The organism is Mycobacterium sp. MUNTM1 (assembly GCF_054660795.1).
In genome coordinates, this window is record NZ_BAAGDE010000006.1 from 21,066 (window position 1) to 43,854 (window position 22,789).

23 protein-coding genes are annotated in these 22,789 nt (G+C 64.5%); 16 read left to right on the plus strand and 7 right to left on the minus strand.

What is annotated here, in order from left to right; translation table 11 throughout:
• Nucleotides 1-146 precede the first annotated feature (146 nt).
• Nucleotides 147-1,403 (minus strand): acyl-CoA dehydrogenase family protein, encoded by a 1,257-nt coding sequence (locus ACYQ8K_RS05045; RefSeq protein ID WP_459967334.1) that lies wholly within the window; start codon nt 1,401-1,403, stop codon nt 147-149.
• A complete protein-coding gene (locus ACYQ8K_RS05050) occupies nt 1,321-2,508 on the minus strand; it encodes an acyl-CoA dehydrogenase family protein (protein WP_459967335.1) in 1,188 nt (395 codons plus the stop codon). Before ACYQ8K_RS05050 ends, ACYQ8K_RS05045 begins: the two co-directional genes overlap by 83 nt.
• Before the next feature lie 107 nt (nt 2,509-2,615).
• Here ACYQ8K_RS05050 and ACYQ8K_RS05055 point away from each other — a divergent pair, with 107 nt between their 5' ends.
• From ACYQ8K_RS05055 to ACYQ8K_RS05065, 3 genes are all read left to right on the plus strand, one after another.
• Nucleotides 2,616-3,236, plus strand: a complete 621-nt coding sequence (locus ACYQ8K_RS05055) for a VOC family protein (protein WP_459967337.1) — start codon at nt 2,616-2,618, stop codon at nt 3,234-3,236.
• An 89-nt stretch (nt 3,237-3,325) separates the two neighbouring features.
• On the plus strand, nt 3,326-4,207 hold the full coding sequence (locus ACYQ8K_RS05060; protein ID WP_459967339.1) for an SDR family NAD(P)-dependent oxidoreductase: 882 nt from the start codon (nt 3,326-3,328) through the stop codon (nt 4,205-4,207).
• A 197-nt stretch (nt 4,208-4,404) separates the two neighbouring features.
• Nucleotides 4,405-4,941, plus strand: coding sequence for a flavin reductase family protein (locus ACYQ8K_RS05065; RefSeq protein WP_459967341.1), 537 nt, complete (start codon nt 4,405-4,407; stop codon nt 4,939-4,941).
• Between the two features lie 44 nt (nt 4,942-4,985).
• Here the strand turns inward: ACYQ8K_RS05065 and ACYQ8K_RS05070 are convergent, their stop codons facing one another.
• Entirely contained in the window at nt 4,986-5,753 is a 768-nt protein-coding gene (locus ACYQ8K_RS05070) for an SDR family NAD(P)-dependent oxidoreductase (RefSeq protein ID WP_459967343.1), read from the minus strand.
• Nucleotides 5,754-5,889: 136 nt separating this feature from the next.
• Nucleotides 5,890-6,228 carry an NIPSNAP family protein gene (locus ACYQ8K_RS05075; protein ID WP_459967345.1) on the minus strand — a complete coding sequence of 113 codons (339 nt, stop codon included), beginning with the start codon at nt 6,226-6,228 and terminating at the stop codon, nt 5,890-5,892.
• An 89-nt stretch (nt 6,229-6,317) separates the two neighbouring features.
• Here ACYQ8K_RS05075 and ACYQ8K_RS05080 point away from each other — a divergent pair, with 89 nt between their 5' ends.
• Entirely contained in the window at nt 6,318-6,959 is a 642-nt protein-coding gene (locus ACYQ8K_RS05080; protein WP_459967346.1) for a TetR/AcrR family transcriptional regulator, read from the plus strand.
• Nucleotides 6,960-7,249: 290 nt separating this feature from the next.
• Nucleotides 7,250-7,765 (plus strand): VOC family protein, encoded by a 516-nt coding sequence (locus tag ACYQ8K_RS05085; RefSeq protein ID WP_459967347.1) that lies wholly within the window; start codon nt 7,250-7,252, stop codon nt 7,763-7,765.
• Between the two features lie 246 nt (nt 7,766-8,011).
• Here the strand turns inward: ACYQ8K_RS05085 and ACYQ8K_RS05090 are convergent, their stop codons facing one another.
• Nucleotides 8,012-8,401: a PPOX class F420-dependent oxidoreductase gene (locus ACYQ8K_RS05090; RefSeq protein ID WP_459967348.1), complete on the minus strand. Its 390-nt coding sequence runs from the start codon at nt 8,399-8,401 to the stop codon at nt 8,012-8,014.
• Nucleotides 8,402-8,772: 371 nt separating this feature from the next.
• Between ACYQ8K_RS05090 and ACYQ8K_RS05095 the strand changes: the two genes are divergently transcribed.
• The 9 genes from ACYQ8K_RS05095 (at nt 8,773) to ACYQ8K_RS05135 (ending at nt 19,714) form a co-directional block, all read left to right on the plus strand.
• Entirely contained in the window at nt 8,773-9,933 is a 1,161-nt protein-coding gene (locus ACYQ8K_RS05095; protein WP_459967350.1) for an amidohydrolase family protein, read from the plus strand.
• A complete protein-coding gene (locus ACYQ8K_RS05100) occupies nt 9,918-10,868 on the plus strand; it encodes an LLM class F420-dependent oxidoreductase (protein WP_459967352.1) in 951 nt (316 codons plus the stop codon). Before ACYQ8K_RS05095 ends, ACYQ8K_RS05100 begins: the two co-directional genes overlap by 16 nt.
• A 30-nt stretch (nt 10,869-10,898) precedes the next feature.
• Nucleotides 10,899-12,593 (plus strand): thiamine pyrophosphate-requiring protein, encoded by a 1,695-nt coding sequence (locus ACYQ8K_RS05105; protein ID WP_459967354.1) that lies wholly within the window; start codon nt 10,899-10,901, stop codon nt 12,591-12,593.
• Between the two features lie 87 nt (nt 12,594-12,680).
• Nucleotides 12,681-14,351: an AMP-binding protein gene (locus ACYQ8K_RS05110; protein WP_459967355.1), complete on the plus strand. Its 1,671-nt coding sequence runs from the start codon at nt 12,681-12,683 to the stop codon at nt 14,349-14,351.
• Entirely contained in the window at nt 14,348-15,862 is a 1,515-nt protein-coding gene (locus ACYQ8K_RS05115) for an aldehyde dehydrogenase family protein (RefSeq protein WP_459967356.1), read from the plus strand. The genes ACYQ8K_RS05110 and ACYQ8K_RS05115 overlap by 4 nt, the downstream gene beginning before the upstream one ends.
• A gap of 2 nt (nt 15,863-15,864) precedes the next feature.
• Complete coding sequence (locus ACYQ8K_RS05120) at nt 15,865-16,716, plus strand: enoyl-CoA hydratase (RefSeq protein ID WP_459967357.1); 852 nt, start codon at nt 15,865-15,867, stop codon at nt 16,714-16,716.
• Between the two features lie 297 nt (nt 16,717-17,013).
• Nucleotides 17,014-17,238, plus strand: a complete 225-nt coding sequence (locus ACYQ8K_RS05125) for an LLM class flavin-dependent oxidoreductase (RefSeq protein ID WP_459967358.1) — start codon at nt 17,014-17,016, stop codon at nt 17,236-17,238.
• 86 nt (nt 17,239-17,324) lie between these two features.
• Nucleotides 17,325-18,803, plus strand: coding sequence for an amidohydrolase family protein (locus ACYQ8K_RS05130; RefSeq protein WP_459967360.1), 1,479 nt, complete (start codon nt 17,325-17,327; stop codon nt 18,801-18,803).
• A 293-nt stretch (nt 18,804-19,096) separates the two neighbouring features.
• The gene (locus ACYQ8K_RS05135; protein WP_459967361.1) at nt 19,097-19,714 is read left to right on the plus strand and encodes a TetR/AcrR family transcriptional regulator; all 618 of its coding nucleotides are present in this window, start codon (nt 19,097-19,099) and stop codon (nt 19,712-19,714) included.
• 103 nt (nt 19,715-19,817) lie between these two features.
• On the opposite strand, the gene ACYQ8K_RS05140 is transcribed toward ACYQ8K_RS05135, so the two are convergent.
• Together ACYQ8K_RS05140 and ACYQ8K_RS05145 are read right to left on the minus strand one after the other, a co-directional pair.
• On the minus strand, nt 19,818-20,072 hold the full coding sequence (locus ACYQ8K_RS05140; protein ID WP_459967362.1) for a hypothetical protein: 255 nt from the start codon (nt 20,070-20,072) through the stop codon (nt 19,818-19,820).
• 11 nt (nt 20,073-20,083) lie between these two features.
• Complete coding sequence (locus ACYQ8K_RS05145; protein WP_459967364.1) at nt 20,084-21,313, minus strand: cytochrome P450; 1,230 nt, start codon at nt 21,311-21,313, stop codon at nt 20,084-20,086.
• A gap of 203 nt (nt 21,314-21,516) precedes the next feature.
• Between ACYQ8K_RS05145 and ACYQ8K_RS05150 the strand changes: the two genes are divergently transcribed.
• Nucleotides 21,517-22,023, plus strand: coding sequence for a formate dehydrogenase (locus ACYQ8K_RS05150; protein ID WP_459967366.1), 507 nt, complete (start codon nt 21,517-21,519; stop codon nt 22,021-22,023).
• A gap of 220 nt (nt 22,024-22,243) precedes the next feature.
• A partial coding sequence (locus ACYQ8K_RS05155; RefSeq protein WP_459967478.1) for a CocE/NonD family hydrolase occupies nt 22,244-22,789 on the plus strand: 546 nt, incomplete at its 3' end.

The following is a 22,789-nucleotide window of genomic DNA, read 5'->3' on the forward strand; positions in this document are numbered from 1 at the left end:
CTGTGAGGGTCCGCCATTCACGTTCCACGCTGGGTGCAGTGGCCCGGCGGGTGGGGCGCAGTCGTCGCCCCATGCCGTCGAGACCTGCGCGGCGCGTTGATAATTCAATGTCCTCCCAACGCCGGCGAACCCGGATGCAAGGGAGTTCAGCCGGTGGCGACCGTGACTGCGTGACCGGCCACCGGACTGTCGAGCACGAAATCGGCGATCCGCGAACGGTGCTCCTCGGGCGAGCCCAGGAGAGCGGTGTCGGTAAAGGCGCGCTTGAAATACAGGTGCGTTTGGTGCTCCCAGGTGAAGCCGATCCCGCCATGTACTTGGACTGTGTCCCTTGCGATCCGGGTGAAGGCGGTCGAGCAGGTTGCCTGCGCGATCGACGCAACGAGCGCCGGGTCGTCGGTGCCGTCCTGGAGAGCCCAGGCCCCGTAGTAGGCCGCAGAACGTGCGTGCTCCTGGTCGACGAGCATGTCAGCGAGCCGGTGCTTGACAGCCTGGAACGAACCAATAGGCCGGCCGAACTGCAGGCGTGCCTTGGCATACGAGACGCTCAGGTCGAGCAGATGTTGGGCACCGCCGACCTGCTCGGCTGCCAATAGCACCGCACCGACCTGCAGCGCGTGCTGGCAGACGCGCGCCGCTTCGTCCGGGCCGGCGAGTAGCCGGGCGGGTGCGTCGGTCAGCCGTACCGTGGCTTGCGGTCGAGTCAGGTCCATCGTGGACAGCGTGGTGCGCTCCACCCCGGGCCCGAGGGCGTCGACGACAAACAGCGCCACCCCGTCCGAGACGGTGGCGGCGACGAGCAGGTCGTCCGCTGCGGCCGCGTCCACGACGCCCTCCACGGTTCCGGAAACGGCCCACGTGTCGTGAGAGTCGTTGGCCCGCAGAATCACAGCATCGGCGGCGTAGCACCCCGCCTTTTCCGGGACAGCGAAAGCGGCGGTCCGGGTGCCCGCGAGGAGCGGGCCAAGCGTATCGGTGCGCACCGAGCTGCCGGGTGCGGCGACGAGCGCCGGGATCGCCAGCGCGACGGTGCCGAAGACAGGCCCGCAGAACAGGACAGCGCCCAGCTCCTCGACGACGATGGCGGCGTCGACGAGACCGCCGCCGGAGCCGTCGAGCTCCTCCGGCACACCGAGTCCGAGCACACCCAGTTCGGACCCGAGCCGCAACCAGTTCTTCTGGTCGAACGGGGGAGTGGACTCCATCAGCCGCCGCACGGTGGCCTCGTCGGAATGCTCGCTGCAGAACCGGCGCACAGCCGTGCGCAACTCCTGCTGCTCCGGCGTGAACGCGAACTGTCGGCTTGGGATCGAATTCTGGTCAGCCACGAGGTACCTCACGCCAGGGTCCGGAATCGGCACGCAGATCGCCGGGCAGACCCAGAATTCGTTCGCCGAGGACATTGCGCAGCACCTCGGAGGTACCGCCTTCGATGGTGTTGGCGCGTGAGCGCAGGAAGCGCTGCTGCACCGGCCCTTGGTCGTCATCGGGGCTGGCGGCGCGCATGGTGTAGTCGCCGTAGAGCAGCCCCTGTGGTCCGAGCAGGTCCATGCAGAATTCGTAGACCCGCTGGTTCAGTTCGGCGCCGACGAGCTTGTCGATCGACCCCTCCGGGCCTGGGCCGCGGACGGTCGCGATGGCACGGGCGCGCTCCGAGGTCAACCGCTGTGCCTCCGATCGCAGCCAGAGCCGGGCGAGGCGGTCACGTAGCACCGGGGTGTGCCGATCCGGGCGCTGGCTCCACAGCGCCACGGCGTCGGCAATGGTGCCGTCGCCGCGACGGGACCCGCTGGCACCGATCGAGTTGCGTTCGTTCATGAGAGTGGTCATCGCGACACGCCAGCCGGCGCCGACCGCGCCCAGCCGGTGCGCGTCCGGGATCCGGACGTCGTTGAGGTACACCTCGTTGAATTCGGCGTGGCCGGTCATCTGGCGCAGCGGGCGCGTTTCGACACCCGGGGCACGCATGTCGACGACGAAGTAGGTGAGGCCCTTGTGCTTTGGCACGTCCGGGTCGGTGCGGGCGATAAGCAGCGCCCAGCTGGCGCGGTGCGCGAGTGTGGTCCACACCTTCTGCCCGTTGACCACCCAGTCGTCACCGTCGAGGACTGCCGAGGTGGACAGCCCTGCCAGGTCAGACCCGGCGCCGGGCTCGGAAAACAGCTGGCACCAGATCTCCTCGGTGCTTGCGAGCGGACGCAACCACTCACGCTTGAGCTGCTCGGTCTGGGCGTGCTCACACAGGGTCGGTGCGGCCATCCCGTAGCCGATGAGATTCATGGTGGCCGGCGCGGGGAAGCCGGCCTCCTGCAGGATCGCATCCGCGACCGCCTGGTGAGCGCGTGAGACGCCCAGTCCGCCAAGGCCTTCGGGGAAGTGCACCCAGGACAGCCCGGCGTCGAACCATACCCCGAAGAACTCGACAAGAGGAACGGATCGAGGGTCGTGCTCCCGTACGACTTCGCACGCCGCTCGCGCTACTCGCGCGGATTCGCCTTCAGCGCTCAACTTCAGCTCCAGTGATCAAGACAGGCTCGCCGCAAGATCGCATCGGCCCGCGGGGAGGATCCGAACCAGCCTTGCGGTAGATAGAACGATCTAATAGATTCGACGCTATGCGATGTTGGTCGCCGTGTCAATTTCGACCGGCACGACAGGCTGGGTCTCGGTACACCGACAGATGGGGAAGGCGAGAAGTGCTCGCAGCAAAGCAGATTTGCCAAGTAGCTTGGGTTGTGGATGATCTCGACGCCGCTATCCGGCACTGGCAGCAGACATCTGGCATCGGGCCGTTCTACGTGGGCGAACATGTTGGCGGGATCTTCACTGAAGCGACGCATCGTGGCAGTCCGGTCGAAGTGGACATGAGTTGCGCGATTGCCCAGTCCGGTCCGCTCCAGATCGAACTCATCAAGCAACACGGCGGAGCATCGTCGCCGTACCGCGATGTCTATGCAGAAGGCGAAAGCGGACTCCACCACCTCTGTAGCTTTGTCGATGATGTTGAAGCCGAATGTCGCAACTACGAGGGGCACGGCTTCGAGGTGGTGATGAGGGGAGTGGTCGCGGGCCAAACGCCGGTCGCCTACGTGGACACGCGGCCCATGACGGGTTGCATGACCGAACTGATGGGGCGGAGTGGTCTGGTGGTGGATATATTCGCCGCTGCCGCCGCGTCCGCAGTGGACTGGGACGGCACCGATCCGATCCGCGACCTGACCTCACTGATGTCGTGAGGGCGACCACCGGCGGACCAAGATGCTGATGGTCCACCGCTTTGTGAAATGTGACATATAGTAATGTCAGATAGGTCTATAGTGGCCGTATGACAACGAATTGGCCAGCAGGACAGGCAGCTTTCGTCACCGGAGCGGCCTCGGGCATCGGGCTCGGGATGGCGCGGGCGCTCGTCGCCGCGGGCGCCAAGGTGGCGCTCGCCGATATCGACGCCAGCAGATTGACCAAGGTCGAACAGGAGCTGACCGATGCCGGCGGCTCGGTTGTGGCAGTGCCCCTCGACGTCACCGACGCCGGCCAATGGGCGGCCGCGGCCGATCGCGCCGAAGGCGTATTGGGCCCCATCTCGATTCTCTGCAACAACGCGGGGGCCAACGGCGGTGGAGAACTGGACAAGACGCCTCTGGAAGTCTGGCGCTGGGTCTACCGGATCAACGTCGAAGGACAGTTCATCGGCCTGATGACCTTCCTGCCGCGCTTCAAGAAGCGTGCTGGCCGTGCGCATATCGTCAACACCGCGTCGATGGCCGGGATCGTGCCAATGGTTCGCGTCGGTGCCTACTCCTCGGCGAAGTTCGCCAGCTTCGGTCTTTCGATGGTGCTGCGCGGTGAACTCGAGGGAACCGATATCGGTGTCTCGGTGCTTTGCCCCGGCACAGTGAAAACCCGCATCAGCGAGACTTCTGGCGGCGGCGAAGCGAAACTCCTTGGCGTAGAGGTGAACGCCGCCGCGGTCGAAGGCAACAACGCACTACTGGCACAGGGTGCCGACCCCGACCGTGTCGGTGAGCAGGTAGTCGAAGCCATGCAAAAAGGGCAGTTCCTGATCATTACCCATGGCGATTGGCAACCGCTGGTCGAAGCCGTGCACACCGAAATCCAAACCACCTTCAACGAATTCGACAACCGCCACGGCCCTGATATCACCCCCAAGATTCTGGCGCAGGGCATTAGTCCAGTCACAACATAGGACTGCTCCGGCAACCGGCAGACACGGGCGACGGGCCGGCCGAACCAATAACGATGGAGGTTGGAAATGACCGCCCAGGCAATTATGGAACTCACGTTCCAAGAAGGTCGCTACGACGTCTTCGATCCCGTCGGGCTGTGAACTCGCGCTTTCCTGGCGAGTGATGTTCTCGCCGTGTTAATTTCGAAGGGCTGACAATGATTGCTTTCGAGTCGCCTTACGCCGATCCTGTCCTGCTGCGCCGGGCGTTCGGGTGCTTCCCGTCTGGGGTCACCGCAGTATGCGCGATGGTCGATGACGAACCGGTCGGCATGGCCGCCAGCTCGTTCACGTCGGTGTCGATCGTGCCCCCACTCGTGTCGGTCTGCTTTCAATCCTCCTCGTTCACGTGGCAGAGGCTGCGTCAGCGGCCCAGACTGGGAATCAGCGTGTTGGCGCAAGGCCAAGACGACATCTGCATGAGCCTCGCCCGGAACACCCCGAAGCGCTTCGCCGACGTCACCTGGGACCGCTCGTCCGGAGGTGGCGTATTCGTACGCGGTGCCACCGCATGGCTGGAGTGCTCCATACACGCCGAAGTTCCGGCAGGTGACCACGCCGTGGCCGTGCTCGAAATCCACGGCCTCCAAGCAAATCCCGAGGCTGCGCCACTTGTCTTCCACGGCAGCAAGTTCCGCCGACTCGCGGTGCTCGGGTTTGAAGGGGATGTGGCCGACTTCGCCGATGACGAATAATGGACGAACAGTGGGCGGCACGCAACCCCGAGCCGCCGCGGATCTCAGAAGATCGAGTATCCGCCGTCGATGACAATCTCGTCACCGGTGTGGAACCCGCCGACCCCGCCGGCCAGGTACACGGCGATCCGCGCGAAATCGTCTGGCGCGCCCCAACGGCGCTGCGGCATCCGCTTCATAACGTTCTCCTCGAATGTCGGGTTTCCGAACTCCCGTGACACCAATGGTGTCTCGGTCCAGCCGACCACCATTGAATGCGCATTGATCCCGTACCGCGCCAGCTCCACCGCGCACCCCTTGATCATCGCTGTCAATCCGGCCTTGCTTGCCGCGTAGGCCTGACCGCGAGGGGTGCCGTGGTGTGCCGAAACGCTCGACGTGCCCACCAGTACACCCCCGCCGCCGCGCTCCACCATGTGCCGGGCCGCGGCGCGGAAGGTAAGGAAGGCCCCGTCGAGGTTGACCCGGGTGACCTTTTGAAAATCGGCGAGACTCGTGTCGAGGAACGCGATATCGGGAGCGCGCACTCCCGCGTTCGCGAAGCAGGAGTCGACCCGTCCGAAGTGCTCGAGTGTCTCATCGAAGCACATCGTCACTGCATGCTCGTCGCCGACATCGCACCGGATCGCCCGCACCTGTGTCCCGTGCTTTGCGAGTTCCTGCGCAGCAGCCTCGTTGCGTTCGACGTTGGTGCCCCAGATGCAAACGTCGGCGCCGCTTCGGGCAAGTCCGTGTGCCATGCCCAACCCGATCCCGGAGTTGGCTCCGGTGATCAGCGCAACGTGTCCGGTGAGGTCAAAGAGCGAAGGCACGAAGTATTCCTCAGGTCTTCCTGGCCGGGCGAGACGGTGGCACGATCTAAATCCCCTCAGGGACCGATCGGTCCGCTTCACGATGAAGGGGCGAAGTTAAGTGAAAGTCCCAACTGCGGTGGGACTTTCACACGAATCAGCGCAGCTTCGAGAATTCCGTGGGTTCGATGAACACCGACGTCGCGCCCGCCGTGACCTGCTCGCCACTGGACCTCGCGGCGGTCCACTCTGGGTCCGCCCAAAAGGCCTCCCACGATTTCTTCGCGGCCTCCCTGCTCGCATGGGCCACGACGTAGATAAGGGTGTCAGTGGGCTTGCCCTGGTCGTCGGTTTGCACCCAGAAGCCGATGTTGGTCATACCGTGCTTCTCGAACAGCGCCGCGGCGTGATCCCCGATGCGACTCACGAGCTTGTCGATCTTGCCCGGCACTGCCTCGTACGTGCGGAGTTCGAAGATGCGGGTATCTGTAGCCATTAGATCAATCTATCATGGGGAGGCGCCCTGTACTAGATGGGTCGAGCGTCACACTGTGACAGATTGATCTAGCAAGGTACTCTAGACACGTGTCTACCACCTCGCCAGCAACTGAAAAGCAGCCTGACACACGCGTCCGCTTGGTGGAGTCCGCGGCCGAGCTGTTCAGCCGGCAGGGCTTCGGGGCGACCGGTATCAAGGCCGTCCTCGCGGCCGCTGCCGCACCTTACGGGTCGCTGTACCACTTCTTCCCCGGCGGCAAGCAGGAATTGGGTGCCGCCGCCCTCACGCACGGCGGTGCCCGCTACCGCGAGCTTCTCGAGTCGGTGTACCCGCCGGAGGCCGACGTCGTCGAGGCGACGGCCAATTCCTTTGTGCAGGCGGCCGGTCTGCTCGAGGGGACCGACTACGGCTATGCCTGCCCGATCGCGACGATTGCCTTGGAGGTGGCCAACAACGACGAGCTCATGCGGACCGCCGCCGCGGACGCATTCGAATCCTGGTTGGAAGTCCTCGAGCAGCGGTTCACAACGGCAGGGATGACTGCTGAGCGCGCCCGCGACGTCGCCGTGGAGATCTTCTGCCTGATCGAGGGAGCGGTTCTGCTGTCGCGCACCACGCGATCGTCAGTGCCGATGCACACCGCCGGGCGAGCGGCGGCGAAAGCGGTCGCCGCTGGGCTCGCCGACGATCGCAAGGACGCCACGAGGCGGGGCAAGCGCAAGAAATGATCAGTCCGATATCGAAGCCGGCGCGGTGACGCTCACGCCGACCGCACCGTCCGGATAGACGCAACGCGTCACCCCGGTCAACCGCCTCGATCGAAAACAACCTCACCAAACCACCATCCGGGCGCCAGTCCAACCCGGACAGCCAGCCCTTGTAGATTGATAGATTGATCTAGTAGCATCCAATCTGCTGCTCTGCCAACGAAGCAGCGCACGGAGCGCGCAGCGGCGAGAGCCGGGTGAGAGCTGTTCATCGTCGTGGCATCAAGTGGAATCGGAGAGGTTTAGAGCAAATGATCAAGATCGAGAGGGTGGCGCACGTCGTCATAAAGGTCCGCAGCCTGGAGAAGTCGCTTGATTTCTACACCCGGATCCTTGGTTTGAAGGTGATGGGCGAAATCCCACCGGCAGTCGTCTTCCTTTCGACCGGGCGCGACCACCACGAATTGGGAATAGCTGAGCTCGGTTCCGAGGCGCCAGACGGAACGTTCTACCAGATCGGGATGGAACATTTCGCTTTCAAGCTCCGCAACGAGGAAGACCTGCGCGAGGCGTACGACACGCTCGTGCGCGAAAACGTGAAGATCGCCTATACCGTCAACCACGGCGTGACCAAGAGCGTCTATTTCTACGACCCTGATGGCAATGAGCTCGAAGTCTATGCGGACAATTCCCCAGAGGAAGTGGCAAGCTTCGAGAATCCTTACGGCGGAATGGAAAAGCTCTCCTTCGCTACCGACAAGCCATCGTTGATGGATTCACTCATCGAGGCTCAGCAATCGATGGCTGCGGCGACACCCGAAGCTTGATAGCTGCGGCAGTAGGACGCGCTGGGTGCGTTGCACCGGGGCGCTGCCTGTTTCAGTCCTGACGCAAGTGTCTGACTGACGGCGCGGTGGCGCCGGGGAGTGCAACGAATTGCCTGATGTGCCAGCAGGTTTGGTTTTAGAGCCAATGTGATTCGGCCGCCGCGGTCAGCCGTCGCGCTCGAGTGACGGTTGAACGCGGCGGATGAGACGGGGCCCCACCCGCCGCGCCGCGGTCAGACACGTCGGTCAGCCCTGGGCGACAATGCGGCTTGGCCGCAAGGTGATGGAGACGCGCCCTTCGCGCGGCCCGGGAAACGCGGCCGGGTCATGGCCGTAACGCCGAAGTATGTTCTCGAACAGCTCCAGGTCGGGGTCCTCGCCCACGTCCACCGTCCCCCGAACCTCGAGTGTCCGGAACGGATTCGCCGGATCGATGATGAACAGCGTTGCCTGCGGGTGCGCGAGCACGTTCTGGTACTTCTGCCGCGTGCTGACGAGGGACATCCGCACGGTATCGCCCTCGGCTGCGAACCAGATCGCTGTCACCTGGGGAGTCCCGCCGGTGCCGACGGTGGACAGCGAGGCGACCAGCGGCGCCTCGACCAGGTCACGGTGGGAGTGGGGAATGGTGGGCATGTTCAACCTTCCAGGTCAGCGATCATGTGTGCCCGCTGCGGGCTGTACTCCAGGGTTGACGCAGTCGGACAATTGTGATTGTCTGATCGTACTAGAGCAATCTATCTAGTCTGCCGGACCAGCGCGAGGCCGCCGGCGATCACGCGACCGGCAGCAAGCGGTGCGCAGCGTCACGAACGCGGAACCGGTGATTCAACAGCAGAGGAGGCGTAATGGGCATCAAACGGATAGGGAACGTGGGCTGACGACGCCTCCAACAAGGGGCCCACTTCCCGTGGTGCTTGGTCAAATCAATTCGGTCTCGTACCGCGAAATCATTAGCCAGAGAGGTTGCAATGAAGCTCCTTGCGCATGACGTTGACAGTCATGAAATGATCCCGAGCCACCTGCTCGAGGATGTCCTGGGTCAGCCCGGACGAATCATGGGCAAAGTTTTCGAATCAGCAGACCAGCTCCGTCCAGATCCGACCGCGACAAACATGCACCAGACCGACATCGTGGGTGACTTGAAGGACATTGACCCGGAGGACATCTGGAAGATCAAGGGGCCGTCGGCCCCGAGCGCCATCGATCTGAGCCGGCGCGTCGAGGTCCTGGATGTGATGGGGATCGACCGACAACTGGTCTTTCCGACCACGGCCATCGCCGCGATGATCGTCGGCGGCATGAACGATTTTGCCTACGAAATGCGTTTCGGCGGTGACATGTCGGTGTTCGAGGGTGCTTCGCGACCCGAGTTCGCCAAGAGCTTCCTGCAGGCATACAACGAATGGGTCATGAACAACGCCGTCCTGGCCGACGGGCGAATCCGGCTGGTCGGGATCGTGCCGACCCGCCCCGATGTGGGTGAAATGATCAATACTGCAAAGGATTTGATCAGCTCCGGTGTTCGGGCGGTGTACCTGCAGGCCGACGTCCCTCCGGGCGGGGTGTCGCCGGCGCACTCGCTGCTGGACCCCCTGTGGCGGCTGTTCGAGGAGAATGACGTTGCCGTGACACTGCACATCGGGACCGAGTTTGCCTTCCTGGATCCGGGGTGGATGGTCGCCGAGACGTTCCAGGATCTGTTCCAGTCACCGGAGATCCCGAATACCAATATCCAGCTGTTTTCGACCGTGCACATGGCGGTCGACAACTACGTGTCGGCGATGGTGCTCGGTGGGGTGTTCGAGAGGTTCCCCCGGCTTCGGCTCGGTCTCATGGAGGTCGGGGCGCACTGGGTCGGATGTGCGGCTCGACGAATGGATATGTACATCAAGGTGTTTCCCGGGGCGGCGGCGGCGAAGTTCCCGTTGAAGCCCTCGGAGTACATCGCGCGGAACATTCGGGTGTCGCCGTTCAATTTCGAGCCGGTCGACAGCTACATCCAGGACGACCCGGAATTGGTTGACGTGTTCTGTTATTCGACCGACTACCCGCATGTCGAAGGCACGAAGGATTCGATGAAGAACATGCTTAAAAAGGTCGAGCCTCTCGGTGAGGAAATCACCACGAAGTTTTTCCGAACGAATGCCGAGTGGCTCTTGCCGTGACGGCCGCCGAGACTGATAAGGCTGGCGTCCCACACCTGGGCCCGCTCGGCATCTGGTCGGCACAGCTCGATGTGCAGCCGATGACCCGGGCCCAGGGGGCCGTTGCCGAACTCGACGAACTCGGCTTCGGCGCGCTGTGGCTGCCCGAAGCGGTGGCTCGCGAGCCGTTCGCCAACGCCGCGCTCCTGCTGCGGGACACCGCGCGCATGACGGTGGCCACAGGCATTGCCAGCCTGCATGCCCGCACCGCCATGACGATGAACGCGGGCTGGCGCACGCTGAGCGAAGCGTTCCCGGGACGGTTCCTGCTGGGTGTGGGAGTGAGTCACCAGCCGCTGGTCAACGGGGCTCATCAGGGCCAGTACGGCGATAAGCCGTACAGCACGATGGTCGACTACCTCGACAAGATGGATTCGGGCGTTTTCTTGGGGGCGGCCTCGCCGATCGCCCCGCGGCGCGTGCTGGCAGCACTCGGGCCGCGCATGCTGCGGTTGGCCGCCGAGCGCGGCTGGGGCGCGCATACGTACTTCGTGCCCGTCGAGCACACCGCCGCCGCCCGCGAGACGTTGGGCGATGACGCGTTCCTTGCCCCCGCGCAGACCGTCGTGTTCGAGACCGACCCGGCCGCGGCGCGCCAGGCTTCCCGCCGCTTCATGAAGATGTACCTCACGTTGCCGAACTACACGAACAACCTCCGGCGGTTGGGTTGGGGCGATGACGATTTGGCCGGCGAGGGAAGCGATCGGCTTGTTGACGCGATCGTCGCCTGGGGATCCCTCGAACAGATCGCAGCACGCGTGCAGGAGCATCTCGACGCCGGCGCCGACCACGTGTGCGTGCAAGTGCAGTCGTCGAATACGCAGCATTTGCCATTGGCCGAGTGGCGCGAGCTGGCATCCATAATTCCCTCGCTGCGCACCAGGTCAGCCAGATGAACCCGTACAGCACCGAATAGAAAGCCCACCATGCCGCAGACCGCTGCTACCCGCTACCTCGCCGCGCTCGCCGAGCAAGGCGTCGAGTCGTTCTTCGTCAATGCGGGGACCGACTTCGCACCGATCGTCGAGGCCTATGCAGACAACAAAGAGGACGGCGGTCCGCTGTTGCCGACGCCCGTGATCTGCGCGCACGAGAACCTCGCGGGCGGCATGGCGCACGGCGCCGCTCTCGTGACGGGACGGCCACAGGCGCTGATGCTCCACGTCAACGTCGGCACGGGGAACGCCGTGTGCTCAGTGGCCAACGCCGCCCGCGATCGGGTGCCGCTGCTCGTCACCGCTGGTCGCTCGCCGATCCTCGAGTCCGGCGCCATCGGCGCCCGTGACCTGCCGATCCACTGGTCCCAGGAGATGTTCGACCAGGCCGGCATGGTGCGTGAATTCGTCAAGTGGGACTACGAATTGCGCGATCCGCGCCACGTCGAAGCCGTCGTCGACCGCGCCCTGAGTGTTGCCGCCGCGCACCCCCGCGGGCCGGTGTACCTCTCCCTGCCTCGCGAGGTTCTCGCCGAGGCGGTGGACCAGCCGGTACCGCGCCAGCCGCGCACGCCGGTCCCCGTCGCCGTGCAGCCTGACCCCGACGACGTCCACGCGCTCGCCGACCGGCTCGCCGCCGCTGCCTTCCCCGTAATCGTGGCGACGGCGGCCGGCGCCGAGACGGAGTCCGTCGGCCTGCTGGGCGAGCTCTGCACCCGGTTCGGGATCGGCGTCGCCGACCCGTGGGGCCGCTACCTGAATATCCCGTCCGACCATCCGTATCGAGTCGGGGTCACCGTCGCCGGCGTCTTCGACAAGGCGGACGTCGTCGTGTTCCTCGAGTGCGACGTGCCGTGGATCCAGGCCCGGGAGACACCGCCGGCCGAAACGTTCATTGCCCAGGTGGGCGTCGATCCGCTGTACACCACGTACCCGATGCGGTCGCACCGTTCCGACCTCAACATCAGTGCCACGCCGGCCGCATTCCTGACGCGGTTGCTCGAGGCCCTCGAGGACCGCGCTGAGGGCATCGATCAGGCCCGGGCCGAGCAAATCCGTGCGGTCGCCTCGGCGAGACGCGACAGTGTCGAACAGCAACGGCGACAAGAGAACAGTCGCGACGCCGACGCACCGATCACCGCGGTGGCCATCTCGGCCGCCCTGGGCGACTTGCTCGACGAGGACGACATCGTCTTCAACGAATACGTGTCGACCTACTGCCTACTGCGCCGCACGAAGCCGGGCACGTACTACTTCCTGCCCGCATCGGGAGGTCTGGGCTGGGGCCTACCCGCGGCGCTGGGCGCGCAATACGCCGCGCCCGATCGCACGGTGGTCGCCACGCTCGGTGACGGCGCCTACATGTTCGCCAATCCGGCCGCGTGCCACCACGCGGCCGCCAAGCACGACCTGCCGGTGCTGACGATCGTGGCCAACAACAGCAACTGGACGGCGGTCGACATGGCGACGGAGCTCGTCTATCCGGACGGCACCGCAGTCTCCTCCGGCGAAGACCGTTTCTCCAACCTCTCGCCGTCACCGGACCTGGCGGCCTACTGCATCGCGTCCGGCGGGCACGGCGCGACTGTCCATCGCCGCAGCGAGCTCGTCGGCGCGCTCAAGGAGGCGCTGCGCGTCGTGCGCGACGAGCGACGCCAGGCCCTGGTCGACATCCGCTGCAGCTGAACCGCCCCTCATGCGAAGTCGCAGGCCCTGGCTGATCCCCTGTCGTCGGGGCCTGCGGCTTTACCAACTCGACCCGATGGAGATCTGATGCGATACAACCACGCCGAGTTGTTCGCGGGGATTGCTGCGGCCATGCCCGAGCGCGACTGCATCGTGTTCCGGGACCGGCGGCTCACTTACCGCGACGTTGCGGCGCGCGTCAATCGCCTAGCGAATATCCTTCTGACGCACGGCATTACCGTCAGACGGGAACGTGCTGACCTGGCGCCGTGGGAGTCCGGCCAGGACCATGTTGCGCTGTACTTACACAACGGCAACGAGTATTTGGAAGGGATGCTCGGCGCTGCGCGCGCTCGCGCGGCGTCGTTGAATGTCAACTATCGGTATGTGGAAGCCGAACTGAGCTACCTTCTCAATGACGCCTCGCCTCGGGCGATCATCTACCACGCGCGCTTCGCGCCGACACTCGCCGCAGCCCTCGACTTGCTGGACGAGTCGCCGGTTCTTCTACTCCAGGTCGCCGACGAATCCGGTAACGGATTGCTTCCCGGTGCCTGCGATTACGAGGACGCGCTGACGGCATCCAGCCCCGACGCGCCTCGGGTGGCTCCGGCGGCTGACGACCTTTACCTGCTCTACACCGGCGGAACGACCGGGATGCCGAAGGGGACGATGTGGACCCAGGCGGACATCCTCGAGGGCGGCCTGGCCGGGTTTCTTCCCGACGGCATGTTCGACGCGGCGTCGCTCGCCGACGGTGTCGGCTTGGTCGCGGCCGCCGACCGGCGCGTCGTGCTGCCGTTGCCGCCGCTCATGCACGGCGCAGCTCAGTGGCTCGCTATGTCCGGCATTTTGGGCGGCGGCACAGTCGTATTCCCCGATGTCGTGGATCGCTTCGACCCGGCATCGGTGTGGGAGTTGATCGACCGCGAATCGGTGCAGGTCATGAACCTCGTCGGAAACTCGTTCGCCACCCCGCTATGCGATGAGTTCGAGCGCGGCGGCCGCCACGGGCGTTCCCTGCAGCTGATCGGTGTTGGCGGCGCCGTCACCAGTGCGCCGGTGAAAGACCGCATCTTGCGGCTCCTGCCCCACGCAGCCGTCGCCGACGTCGCAGGATCGTCGGAGACCGGTTCCCAGCTGACGAACGTGAGTACGATTGCGGCGCCGGCGGTTTCGGGTGTCTTCACCCCGGCGGTCGGCACCTGCGTGGTGGATGAGGATCGTCGTCGCATCCTCGAGCCGGGGGATCCTGCGACGGGATGGCTGGCCCGCTATGGTCCGATTCCGTTCGGATACCTCGGGGACCGCGCCAAGACCGAGCGCACGTTCCCCACCATCGAAGGCCACCGCATGTCGTTGCCCGGCGACCGGGCGCGGCACCTCGCTGACGGCCGCGTGGAACTTCTCGGTCGCGACTCGGTGACGATCAACTCCGGCGGGGAGAAGATCTTCGCTGAGGAGGTCGAGGACGCGCTGATCGGTCATCCTGCCGTCCGCGACGTCGTCGTGGTGGGACGGCCGAGCGAGCGATGGGGTAGTGAGGTCGTCGCGGTCGTGCAGCTAGTTTCCGGGCACGACCCAGCCGACCAGGATCTCCTGGTTGACGCCGAGCAGCGCCTGGCCCGGTACAAGTTGCCGAAAGCCATTGTCCGCGTGGACGAAGTGGTGCGCGGCCCGGCGGGGAAGGCCGACTATCGCTGGGCCAGCGAGATCGCCGCACAGTATTCGCCTGCACAAAAGGAGCCGAGCATATGACCAGGACCACCGAACCGATTGAGACCGCCGAATCGATCGTCGAAGTCTCGCCCGAGGAACTGCGGCGCCTCCTCGATGCCCAGCGGGCCGCCCAGGCCGCCGATCCGATTCCCGATGCCGCGACCCGGCGCGATCGCATCGACCGCTTCGTGGCGGCGGTCCTGGAGCACAGCGCGGAACTCGCCGACGCGCTCGACGCCGACTTCGGCAGCCGGCCCTCCACCACATCGATGGAACTCGACATCCTCGGCGGAATGGGGACGATCGCCTACGCCCGGGAGAACCTCGAGGAGTGGATGGCGCCGACCGAAGTACCCGCCGGACTGGGCGGTGCGTTTCCGACCTTCATCCAAAATCGCCCCAAAGGCGTTGTCGGGATTATCGGTCCGTGGAACTTTCCGGTCGTCCTGGTCTTCACGCCGACCGTCGAAGCCCTCGCCGCCGGCAATAGGGTGATGATCAAGTTCTCCGACATGACGCCGCGCACCGGGGCGGTGTTTGCCCGCGCGGTGGCCTCCAGAATGAGGCCCGAGGAGGTGGCAGTCGTCAACGGTGGATTGCAAACAGCCACCGCGTTCACCGATCTACGCCTCGATCACATCTTCTTCACCGGCTCACCCAAGGTCGGACGCCTCGTCGCCACGGCCGCCGGAAAGAACCTGGTCCCTGTGACGCTCGAACTCGGCGGCAAGAACCCCGCGATCGTCGCCCCCGATGCCGACATCGCCGATGCCGCAACGCGACTCGCCGCGGCCCGGCTGGTCAACAACGGCCAGGTGTGCCTGTGCCCGGACTACGCCTTTGTCCCTGAGCCGGGCAAACAGGCCTTCGTCGAGGCGTACCAGAAGGCGGTGCTCACCCACTTTCCGACCTTCATCGACAACCCCGACGTCGTGTCGATCGTCAACGACGCCAACTACGCGCGCATCGCCGGGCTCGTCGAGGATGCCAAGTCCAAAGGCGCCGTGGAGATCGTGATCGTGCCGGAGAAGGAAATGGACCGGGTGCCCGACGCCGGCTCTCGTCGATTCCCTCCGACGCTGCTGCTCGATACCCCGGCGGATGCCGCGATCAACAGCGAGGAGATCTTCGGTCCGGTGCTGGTAGTGCACACCTATTCCGACGTCGACGAGGCGATCGCCTATGCCGCGGCCGGCGAACACCCGTTATCGTCCTACTGGTACGGCGCGGACACCGATGATTTCCAGCAGTTCTTACTGAACACCACGTCGGGTGCGGTCTCGCGCAACGACTTCGGACTGGCATACATCAACGACGCCGTGCCGTTCGGCGGCGTCGGGATGAGCGGCTCGGGCGCCTATCACGGCAAGGCCGGGTTCGACACGTTCTCCCACCGGCGTCCCGTCGCACAGAGCGACCTGCCCACCCCTTTTGCCGCCGCCTTCACCCCGCCCCTGACGCCTGAGCGCGTCGAGGGCACTGTGGCCACGGCCGCCGCCATTCTGGCCGACACCAGGTCCCGCCTGCCTGAGGCCGAGAGGCAGGTGTGAACTTGAGCGAGTTCGAGACCGTGCTCTATGAGCGGCCGGCCGCGAAGGTCGCTCGTATTCTGCTCAACCGGCCCGAGGCGAGAAATGCGCAGAGCATGCGCATGTTGTACGAGCTCAATGACGCGTTCGACCTTGCCGCGCAGGATGATTCGGTCAGCGTCATCATCCTTGGCGCAAACGGTCCACACTTCTCCGCCGGACATGACCTGCGCGAGCGTGACGCGCTGCGGGTGGTGAGCGACCATCAGCGCATCGGCACATGGTGCGGATTCGGTTGTGCCGGTGCCGAATCGCAGATGGCCATGGAGAAGGAGATGTACATCGGGCTCAGCGAGCGGTGGCGCAACCTCCCGAAACCGACGATCGCTGCCGTGCAGGGCAAGGTTATCGCCGGTGGCCTCATGCTCGTGTGGCCGTGCGATTTGATCGTTGCCGCTGAAGATGCCCTCTTCCAGGACAACACCGTGTCGATGGGTGTGTCCGGCGCCGAGTTCTTCAACCACCCGTTTGAGGTCGGCGCCCGGAAGGCGAAGGAGATGCTGTTCACCTCGGACTTCCTCACGGCCGAGGAGGTCCATCGGCTCGGCATGGTGAATCACGTTGTGCCTCTCGATGAGCTGGAGTCGTTCACGCTGCAATTAGCGTCGCGTATCGCCGAGAAGCCGCTGTTCGCACTCAAGCTGGCGAAGGAGGCGGTGAACATCGCGCAAGACAACCAGGGGCGAGTCAATGCCATGCAAACGTCGTTCGCGTATCACCAGCTGTGCCACAGTCACAACCAGCAGGTCCATGGGATGCTGATCGACCCGGCGTTCATGCAGCGGACTTTCCAGGCGAAGCCCGAGGCGGGGTGATGAACGAATCGCTACAAATGCATTAGCTGCCATCGGGTCTGGCACGGAGAGGTCTGCTCACGCATGGGAGTCGGTGATGGCGTTCTCAAAAAGGTCGAGCCTCTCGGTGAGGAAATCACCACGAAGTTTTTCCGAACGAATGCCGAGTGGCTCTTGCCGTGACGGCCGTTGATGCTGACAAGCCGATCATAAGCTTGATTTACCAGCTCGGCGTCCCTCACGGTAGCTCCGTCGATCTGGCGTGCTTGTTCGGCAATGAGCCAATGTTCACGATCTCGACAAAGCCAGGAGCACAACATGTCTGGATCGCACATCGGGGTTTTCCTGCCCAGCATGAGTCCGGCCGCCGGTGTGCCCCAGCATGTCGTGGCAGCCGCCCGACGGGCCGAGGACCTCGGCTTCGAATCGGTGTTGGTGATACATGGCTCGCCGCCTATCGCGGTTCGCCAGACGTTCCTATCAGGGGTTCCGATCGTCTCGCTCGGCCCGGTAGTGACGTCGCAAGAACGGCCTTTCGAGTAAGCGGAAGTACTTGACGGTGGCTCTTGCCGAGGGTTAACTGACATTAATAAATGTCAGATGGGTCACAGGTTGAGAGGTGACGCTGGATGCGAGTCAGTTTTGATGTGCGGCGGGCCGACGAAGACACGCTGTCGCGTCCGGAGTTGAGGCCCGTGACGATTGTGTCGGCGGACTCGCATGTGTCTTTGCCGCCGAAGATGTACAAGCAGTACTTGGACTCGAAATACCATGACTCGTGGGCGGGTTACCTCGATGATGTGTCGGTCATCAACAAGGTCGTCGAATTGACCGGGTACCCCGCCCCGCCGGATGCCCTCGAGATCTACGACAAGCGTGGCGTCGTCGAGGCTGCCGGTGAGGTCGGCTATTTCGATCCGGTATGGCGCCTGCGTCACGTTGAGGCCGAGGGCATCGTGGCCGAATTTCTGCATCCGTTCGGTCCGATCGGTTTCGTGCCGTTCGCCGACGTCCAGAACCAGATGCGTTCGCATGAGTTGCGCTACGCGGGCTCTCAGGCGCACAACCGGTTCCTGAAAGACTTCTGCTCGGAGGCGCCGGGACGCTTGCTGGGCGTACCGCTGATCTACCCGTGGCCGGACTGGCGGGGCGGGGTCGCCGATATCATGCAGGCCCGCGAAAGCGGGTTCCACGCCATCTTTCCGCCGATGATGCCCGGAACTCCGGGGGACCTGCCCGCGATGTATGACCCGTGGTGGGACCCCATGTGGGCGGCGTGCCAAGACCTGGGCATGGTGGTGCACATCCATGCCGGTTTCGGTAACCCGCAGGGCGGCGTCGTCGAGATGGTGCGAAATGTGTTCGGCCGTAACGATGCACATGGGCCGGACGCGAGCAAGGAAGGCCTGGCCGCAATCGACCCGAGCCTGCTGCCCAAGTTCGATCCGGATGGCGACCCTGAAGCCGCCGGCACGAACTCGTTCTTGAGCGAGCTCTTCGAGACGTTCGGTGAGCGTCGGCCATTGTGGCAGTTGATGTGGGGTGGGGTTTTCGACCGGTTCCCGAAGCTCAAGGTCGCCTTCCAAGAGATCCATGCCGATTGGGTGCCCGTGACATTGCAGTACTTGGACCAGGCGCACGCGGCCAATCCGGGTCCGCTGAAGATGACGCCGAGCGAGTACTGGGACCGTCATTGCGCCTGCGGCACGTCGCTGATGCGGTATGGCGACGTCGCGGCCCGTCATGATGTCGGCCTGGACAAGTTGATGTTCGGCAGCGATTACCCGCACTTCGAAGGGACATGGCCGAACACCCACGACTGGATTCGTGCCACGCTGGGATCCATCCCCGAAGTCGAGGCGCGCGGCATCCTGGGCGAGAACGCCATCAATTTCTATGGCCTGGACCGGGCGTTGCTGGAGAAGACTGCAAAACGGATCAGCCCGCTGTCCGGCGAGCTGTTCAATGGCCAAGAGGTCGATCGCAAACTGATCAGGCATTTCGAGTTCCGGGCCGGCATCAACAAACCCGTCAATTTCAATGTCGATCAAATGAACCAGGCGTTTGAAGAGGACCGGGCCGGGGCGACCAACGCGCTGGTTTCCTAGAGCGCGTGATGTCGACATCATGATTCACGCGAATCGGTTGGTCGAGCGCGGTTATGCATGATGGGACAGCTTGAAGGCAGGGTCGCATTTATCATGGGTGCCGGTGGCGGGCAGGGTGATTCGCATGCGGCGCGGACCGCCGGGCGCCGTGGTTCATCACGCACGACTCTCGTGGCGAGCGCTGTCGATGCAAGAATTCCCGCTCCAGGAATCTGGACCGAGCGTCATCGGTCGGGCGACGTCGACCGTCACCACTATGCTTGGTTTGCACAACTTAACCGGTAGGAGCGAACGTGTCGGCTGGCCGCGTATACGGCGGAATAACGGGTGAACGGCGGATCGCTGAGCGACGCCGGAAGTTGATCGAGGCCGGCATGAACGTGTTCGGTTCTGCGTCATCCGGTTCCGCTCGGGTCAAGGATGTCGTCGCCGAATCCGGACTGACGGAGCGCTACTTCTACGAAAGCTTCAGCGACTTGGACGCGTTGTTCGATGCGGTGCTGGAGCTCACTATGGAGACTGTTGAGAGTGCCGTGAACGCCGCAGTCGTCGAGGCGCCTGATGACGCCGTGTCGAGGCTGTCTGTCGTACTGCGAACATCTGTCGATGTGTTGGCCGGCGATCCCCGCACGATCCGCATCATCTTTGTCGAGGCGCTCGGTAAGGGCGGACGCGCTAGCTCTCGCCGCAACGAGATCCTCGTGCGTGCTGCCGAGAACTTCTTCCGGTGGTCGGGAACCGATGTGGGTGACTTCGAAAGCAGCCCTCTAGAGACGCGAACGAAAACTTTCGCCTTAACAGGGGCGGCTTCGGAATTGTTGATTGCGTGGGCTGAAGGACTTCTTGACATGACCGCAACCCAGCTCGCGGACTTCCTTGTGGGACTGTACTGGCGGATAAACCTTCCTTGACAGGGGTTTTTCCGCACAATCCGCGCGGTCATCGCGTGCTCGCCCTTTCCGAAGCCAGTCGCCTTGTCTCACTGGTTGATTGATGAGTGCGGCGCCAAACGCCTCAACCTCCCGCGGCGGCGCGATCGTCGACATCGTCGTCACCCTCGTCGTCCCAGTAGGCCCATTCGGGCAGCGGTGTATTGGGCATGGCGCCGTGCGCGGACGCCTCGTACCCGGGTTGACCGGTATACCCCTTCCACTGCGGGTTCCGTCGATTCGCTCGCGAGCGTCTGACGCCCCGGGTGATCAAGGCGACCGTGCCTCCGACGATGAACACGATCACCGCAATTTTGAGGACCACCAACAGCACCACCATGATTCGGCCCGTCAGGTGTCGAACGCGATGGGCAGGCTCGCCGGCCCGCTCAGGCCGACGACCGGCTTCCAGGGCGACGGTCCGTTCTTGCGGGGGTTCGCGAGTCGGCGGGTGACGGTTTTCAGTGCTTCGGCGATTTCGCGCCGCGCCAGGTTCGCCCCGAGGCAGTAGTGCACGCCCGCGCCGAAATTAAGCACGGGCGGCAATCCCTCGCGGGTGACGTCGAACCGGTTGGGATCGTCGTAGATCGCTGGATCACGGTTGGCCGCAGCGGTATTCGCGAACACAGGCGTTCCCTGGGGGAAGTGGACCCCGGCGAGTTCGACATCCTCGGCCGCGACGCGCAACAGGGTGGTGGCGATCGGGGAGTGCCGCATGGTCTCTTCGACGGCGGTCATCGCCAACTCGGGAGCGTTGCGCAAGAGCTCCCACTGGTCGGGATGCTCGCAGAGCACCCCGATGGACGCGGCCACCTGATTGCGTGTGGTGTCGGTGCCCGCGAGCAGCAACGCGGCGGCGAGCATGCGCAGCTCACCGGCGTCGAGCCGGTCCCCGTCGTGCTCGGCGCGGATGAGGTCGGAGAGCAGGTCGTCGGTCAGGGTGTGGCGACGCCGGGCGATCATGTCATCGACGTAGTCGTCGAGTTCGCCCCAGGCGCGCATCACGCCGGGCACATCATCGGCGGTGAAGGTGAAGTTGAAGGCCTTGAAGATGTCGTCGGCCCACAGCGAAAACCGTTGCCAGTCCTCGCGGGGTGCGCCGAGCAGCGCGCAGATGATGGGCACCGGGTAGGGCCGCGCAATGTCGGTGACGACGTCGCAGTGGCCGCGGCGGCTGATCGGTTCGACCAGTTCGTCGATGACCTCGGTGATGGTGGCGTGCAGGCGTTCGACCGCACGGGGCGTGAACGCCTTCGACACGACGCTGCGGACGCGCTGGTGTTTGGCGCCCTCCATGCCCAACAACGAGTTGACAACTTTGTCCCAGAGCGGACCGGACGTGATGCCCTGGACGGCGAGGATGTAGCCCGGTGGAATCTGGAACCGATTGTCCCGCAATATCGTTCGGACGAGTTCGTAGCAGAGCACCTCGGGCCCATAGGGACCCAGCGCGATCGGTGCCTGTCGCTGCGCCGCCAGCAGCTGCGGATAGACCTGGTCGGGTGTGGCGGTGGCGACGTCGTACTCGATGGTCGGTAGGTCCGCGTCGAACACGCTCGGGCTGGAGATGCTGACGGGCATTCACCCCTCCGTTTCAGCTTTAGGCCGGCACAACCGGCAGTTGGCTGTCACTTCGTCGATCTTAAGTCACCGCCGTTACCCGCGACCATCCCGGACGGGCCAGGGGAGGTCTCGAGCCGGTGACACTACGGCGTGTCGCGGTTTCACCGCAGGCCGGTTCTGAGACCGTTGGACATACTCGCGATGAAACGCAAGGAGGCGGCGTGAGTCCGACTCAGATTTTGTTCGTGTCAGGTCTCGTCGTCACGGTTCTAGTCGGGATCGCGGCAATCATGTTCTCCGGAAAGCTGTTCCGCCCTGAAACGACCCTGGCGATCGTGTTGACGGTGATCAGCGTCGCGGGCTGGGTCTGGCGGATGCCACGGGGGTGGTACACGATCTCGCAAATCGCTCTGCGCTACCGGTTGAAGACTTGGCAGGTTGCGGAGGTCGCGGACAAGCTCGGTATGCGGGCCTCCAACCGGGGTGCGCTGGTCCCTCCATCGCTGCGGAAGAAGATGCATCCCGAACTGATGCGTCTGAAGAAGCGCAAGGCGGTGCCCGAGCCGAGGGCACCGAGAAATACCCGACCGGTCTACGAATCCTCAGCCGCGCAGTCTGATTTCCTGGGGGAGGCCGATCGCATGCAGTTCTCCGGTGAGGAGCTACTGCGACATCTGCGTCCGAGCATTACCCATTTCGGGGCGGACGCCCAGGACGAGGCGGTCTGACGAAATCGGCTGGGGCCCTCGACACCCCTGAGCCCACTGAGTGCAGTGCTCTAGATTCTCTGAGTGATTCGCGGCGACGCCGCCGCGGGCTTCAGGGGGAGCTGCGATGGTGAGATCGATGACCAGCCTGCGATCCAGGCGCAAAGGCGCACGCCGCATCCGCAAGACGAGTCCGTCGCCGTTTGCGCCGGAGTGGACGCCGCCCCCGGCCACGTATGGCGTGGGCGTGCGTCACAACATCGCGGTGCCGATGACGGACGGTGTGGAGCTGCGCGCCGACATCCACTACCCCACGGTCCCCGAGACCGGACAGCCCGCCGCGGGTCCGTTCCCCGTGCTGCTCTCGATCACGCCGTATGGCAAGAAGGCGCCCCCGCCGGCTGCGCAGATCGGCGGCGGCGCGGCTCCCTACCTGATCAAACGCGGCTACATCGAGGTGATGGTCGACGTTCGCGGGACCGGATCCTCGGGCGGGTCGTTCGAGATGTGCGGCGAGCGGCAGACGCAGGACGGCGTGGAGTTGGTGCAGTGGGCGTCCACGCTGCCCAACGCCAACGGTCGCGTCGGCATGGTGGGCCTGTCCTATCTGGCGATCAACCAGCTTTTCACCGCGGCCGCGGTCGGCCCGGGCTCGCCGCTCAAAGCGATCTTCCCGGTGATGGCGGCGCGCGATTTATACCCCGCCCCCCCCCCCAAGGGCGGGGGGGCGGCCCAGCATGGGGTGCGGGGGGGAGGGGGCGGGGACACGCGCGGCGACGGGGGTATA

What these genes read in the sequence shown, in the direction of transcription:
- ACYQ8K_RS05045 (WP_459967334.1), bottom strand. Translation starts at nt 1,403, where the DNA reads ATGTCCTCGGCGAACGAATTCTGGGTCTGCCCGGCGATCTGCGTGCCG.
- ACYQ8K_RS05055 (WP_459967337.1), top strand. Translation starts at nt 2,616, where the DNA reads ATGCGATGTTGGTCGCCGTGTCAATTTCGACCGGCACGACAGGCTGGG.
- ACYQ8K_RS05060 (WP_459967339.1), top strand. Translation starts at nt 3,326, where the DNA reads ATGACAACGAATTGGCCAGCAGGACAGGCAGCTTTCGTCACCGGAGCG.
- ACYQ8K_RS05065 (WP_459967341.1), top strand. Translation starts at nt 4,405, where the DNA reads ATGATTGCTTTCGAGTCGCCTTACGCCGATCCTGTCCTGCTGCGCCGG.
- ACYQ8K_RS05075 (WP_459967345.1), bottom strand. Translation starts at nt 6,228, where the DNA reads ATGGCTACAGATACCCGCATCTTCGAACTCCGCACGTACGAGGCAGTG.
- ACYQ8K_RS05085 (WP_459967347.1), top strand. Translation starts at nt 7,250, where the DNA reads ATGATCAAGATCGAGAGGGTGGCGCACGTCGTCATAAAGGTCCGCAGC.
- ACYQ8K_RS05090 (WP_459967348.1), bottom strand. Translation starts at nt 8,401, where the DNA reads ATGCCCACCATTCCCCACTCCCACCGTGACCTGGTCGAGGCGCCGCTG.
- ACYQ8K_RS05095 (WP_459967350.1), top strand. Translation starts at nt 8,773, where the DNA reads ATGATCCCGAGCCACCTGCTCGAGGATGTCCTGGGTCAGCCCGGACGA.
- ACYQ8K_RS05105 (WP_459967354.1), top strand. Translation starts at nt 10,899, where the DNA reads ATGCCGCAGACCGCTGCTACCCGCTACCTCGCCGCGCTCGCCGAGCAA.
- ACYQ8K_RS05110 (WP_459967355.1), top strand. Translation starts at nt 12,681, where the DNA reads ATGCGATACAACCACGCCGAGTTGTTCGCGGGGATTGCTGCGGCCATG.
- ACYQ8K_RS05115 (WP_459967356.1), top strand. Translation starts at nt 14,348, where the DNA reads ATGACCAGGACCACCGAACCGATTGAGACCGCCGAATCGATCGTCGAA.
- ACYQ8K_RS05125 (WP_459967358.1), top strand. Translation starts at nt 17,014, where the DNA reads ATGTCTGGATCGCACATCGGGGTTTTCCTGCCCAGCATGAGTCCGGCC.
- ACYQ8K_RS05130 (WP_459967360.1), top strand. Translation starts at nt 17,325, where the DNA reads ATGCGAGTCAGTTTTGATGTGCGGCGGGCCGACGAAGACACGCTGTCG.
- ACYQ8K_RS05140 (WP_459967362.1), bottom strand. Translation starts at nt 20,072, where the DNA reads ATGGTGGTGCTGTTGGTGGTCCTCAAAATTGCGGTGATCGTGTTCATC.
- ACYQ8K_RS05145 (WP_459967364.1), bottom strand. Translation starts at nt 21,313, where the DNA reads ATGCCCGTCAGCATCTCCAGCCCGAGCGTGTTCGACGCGGACCTACCG.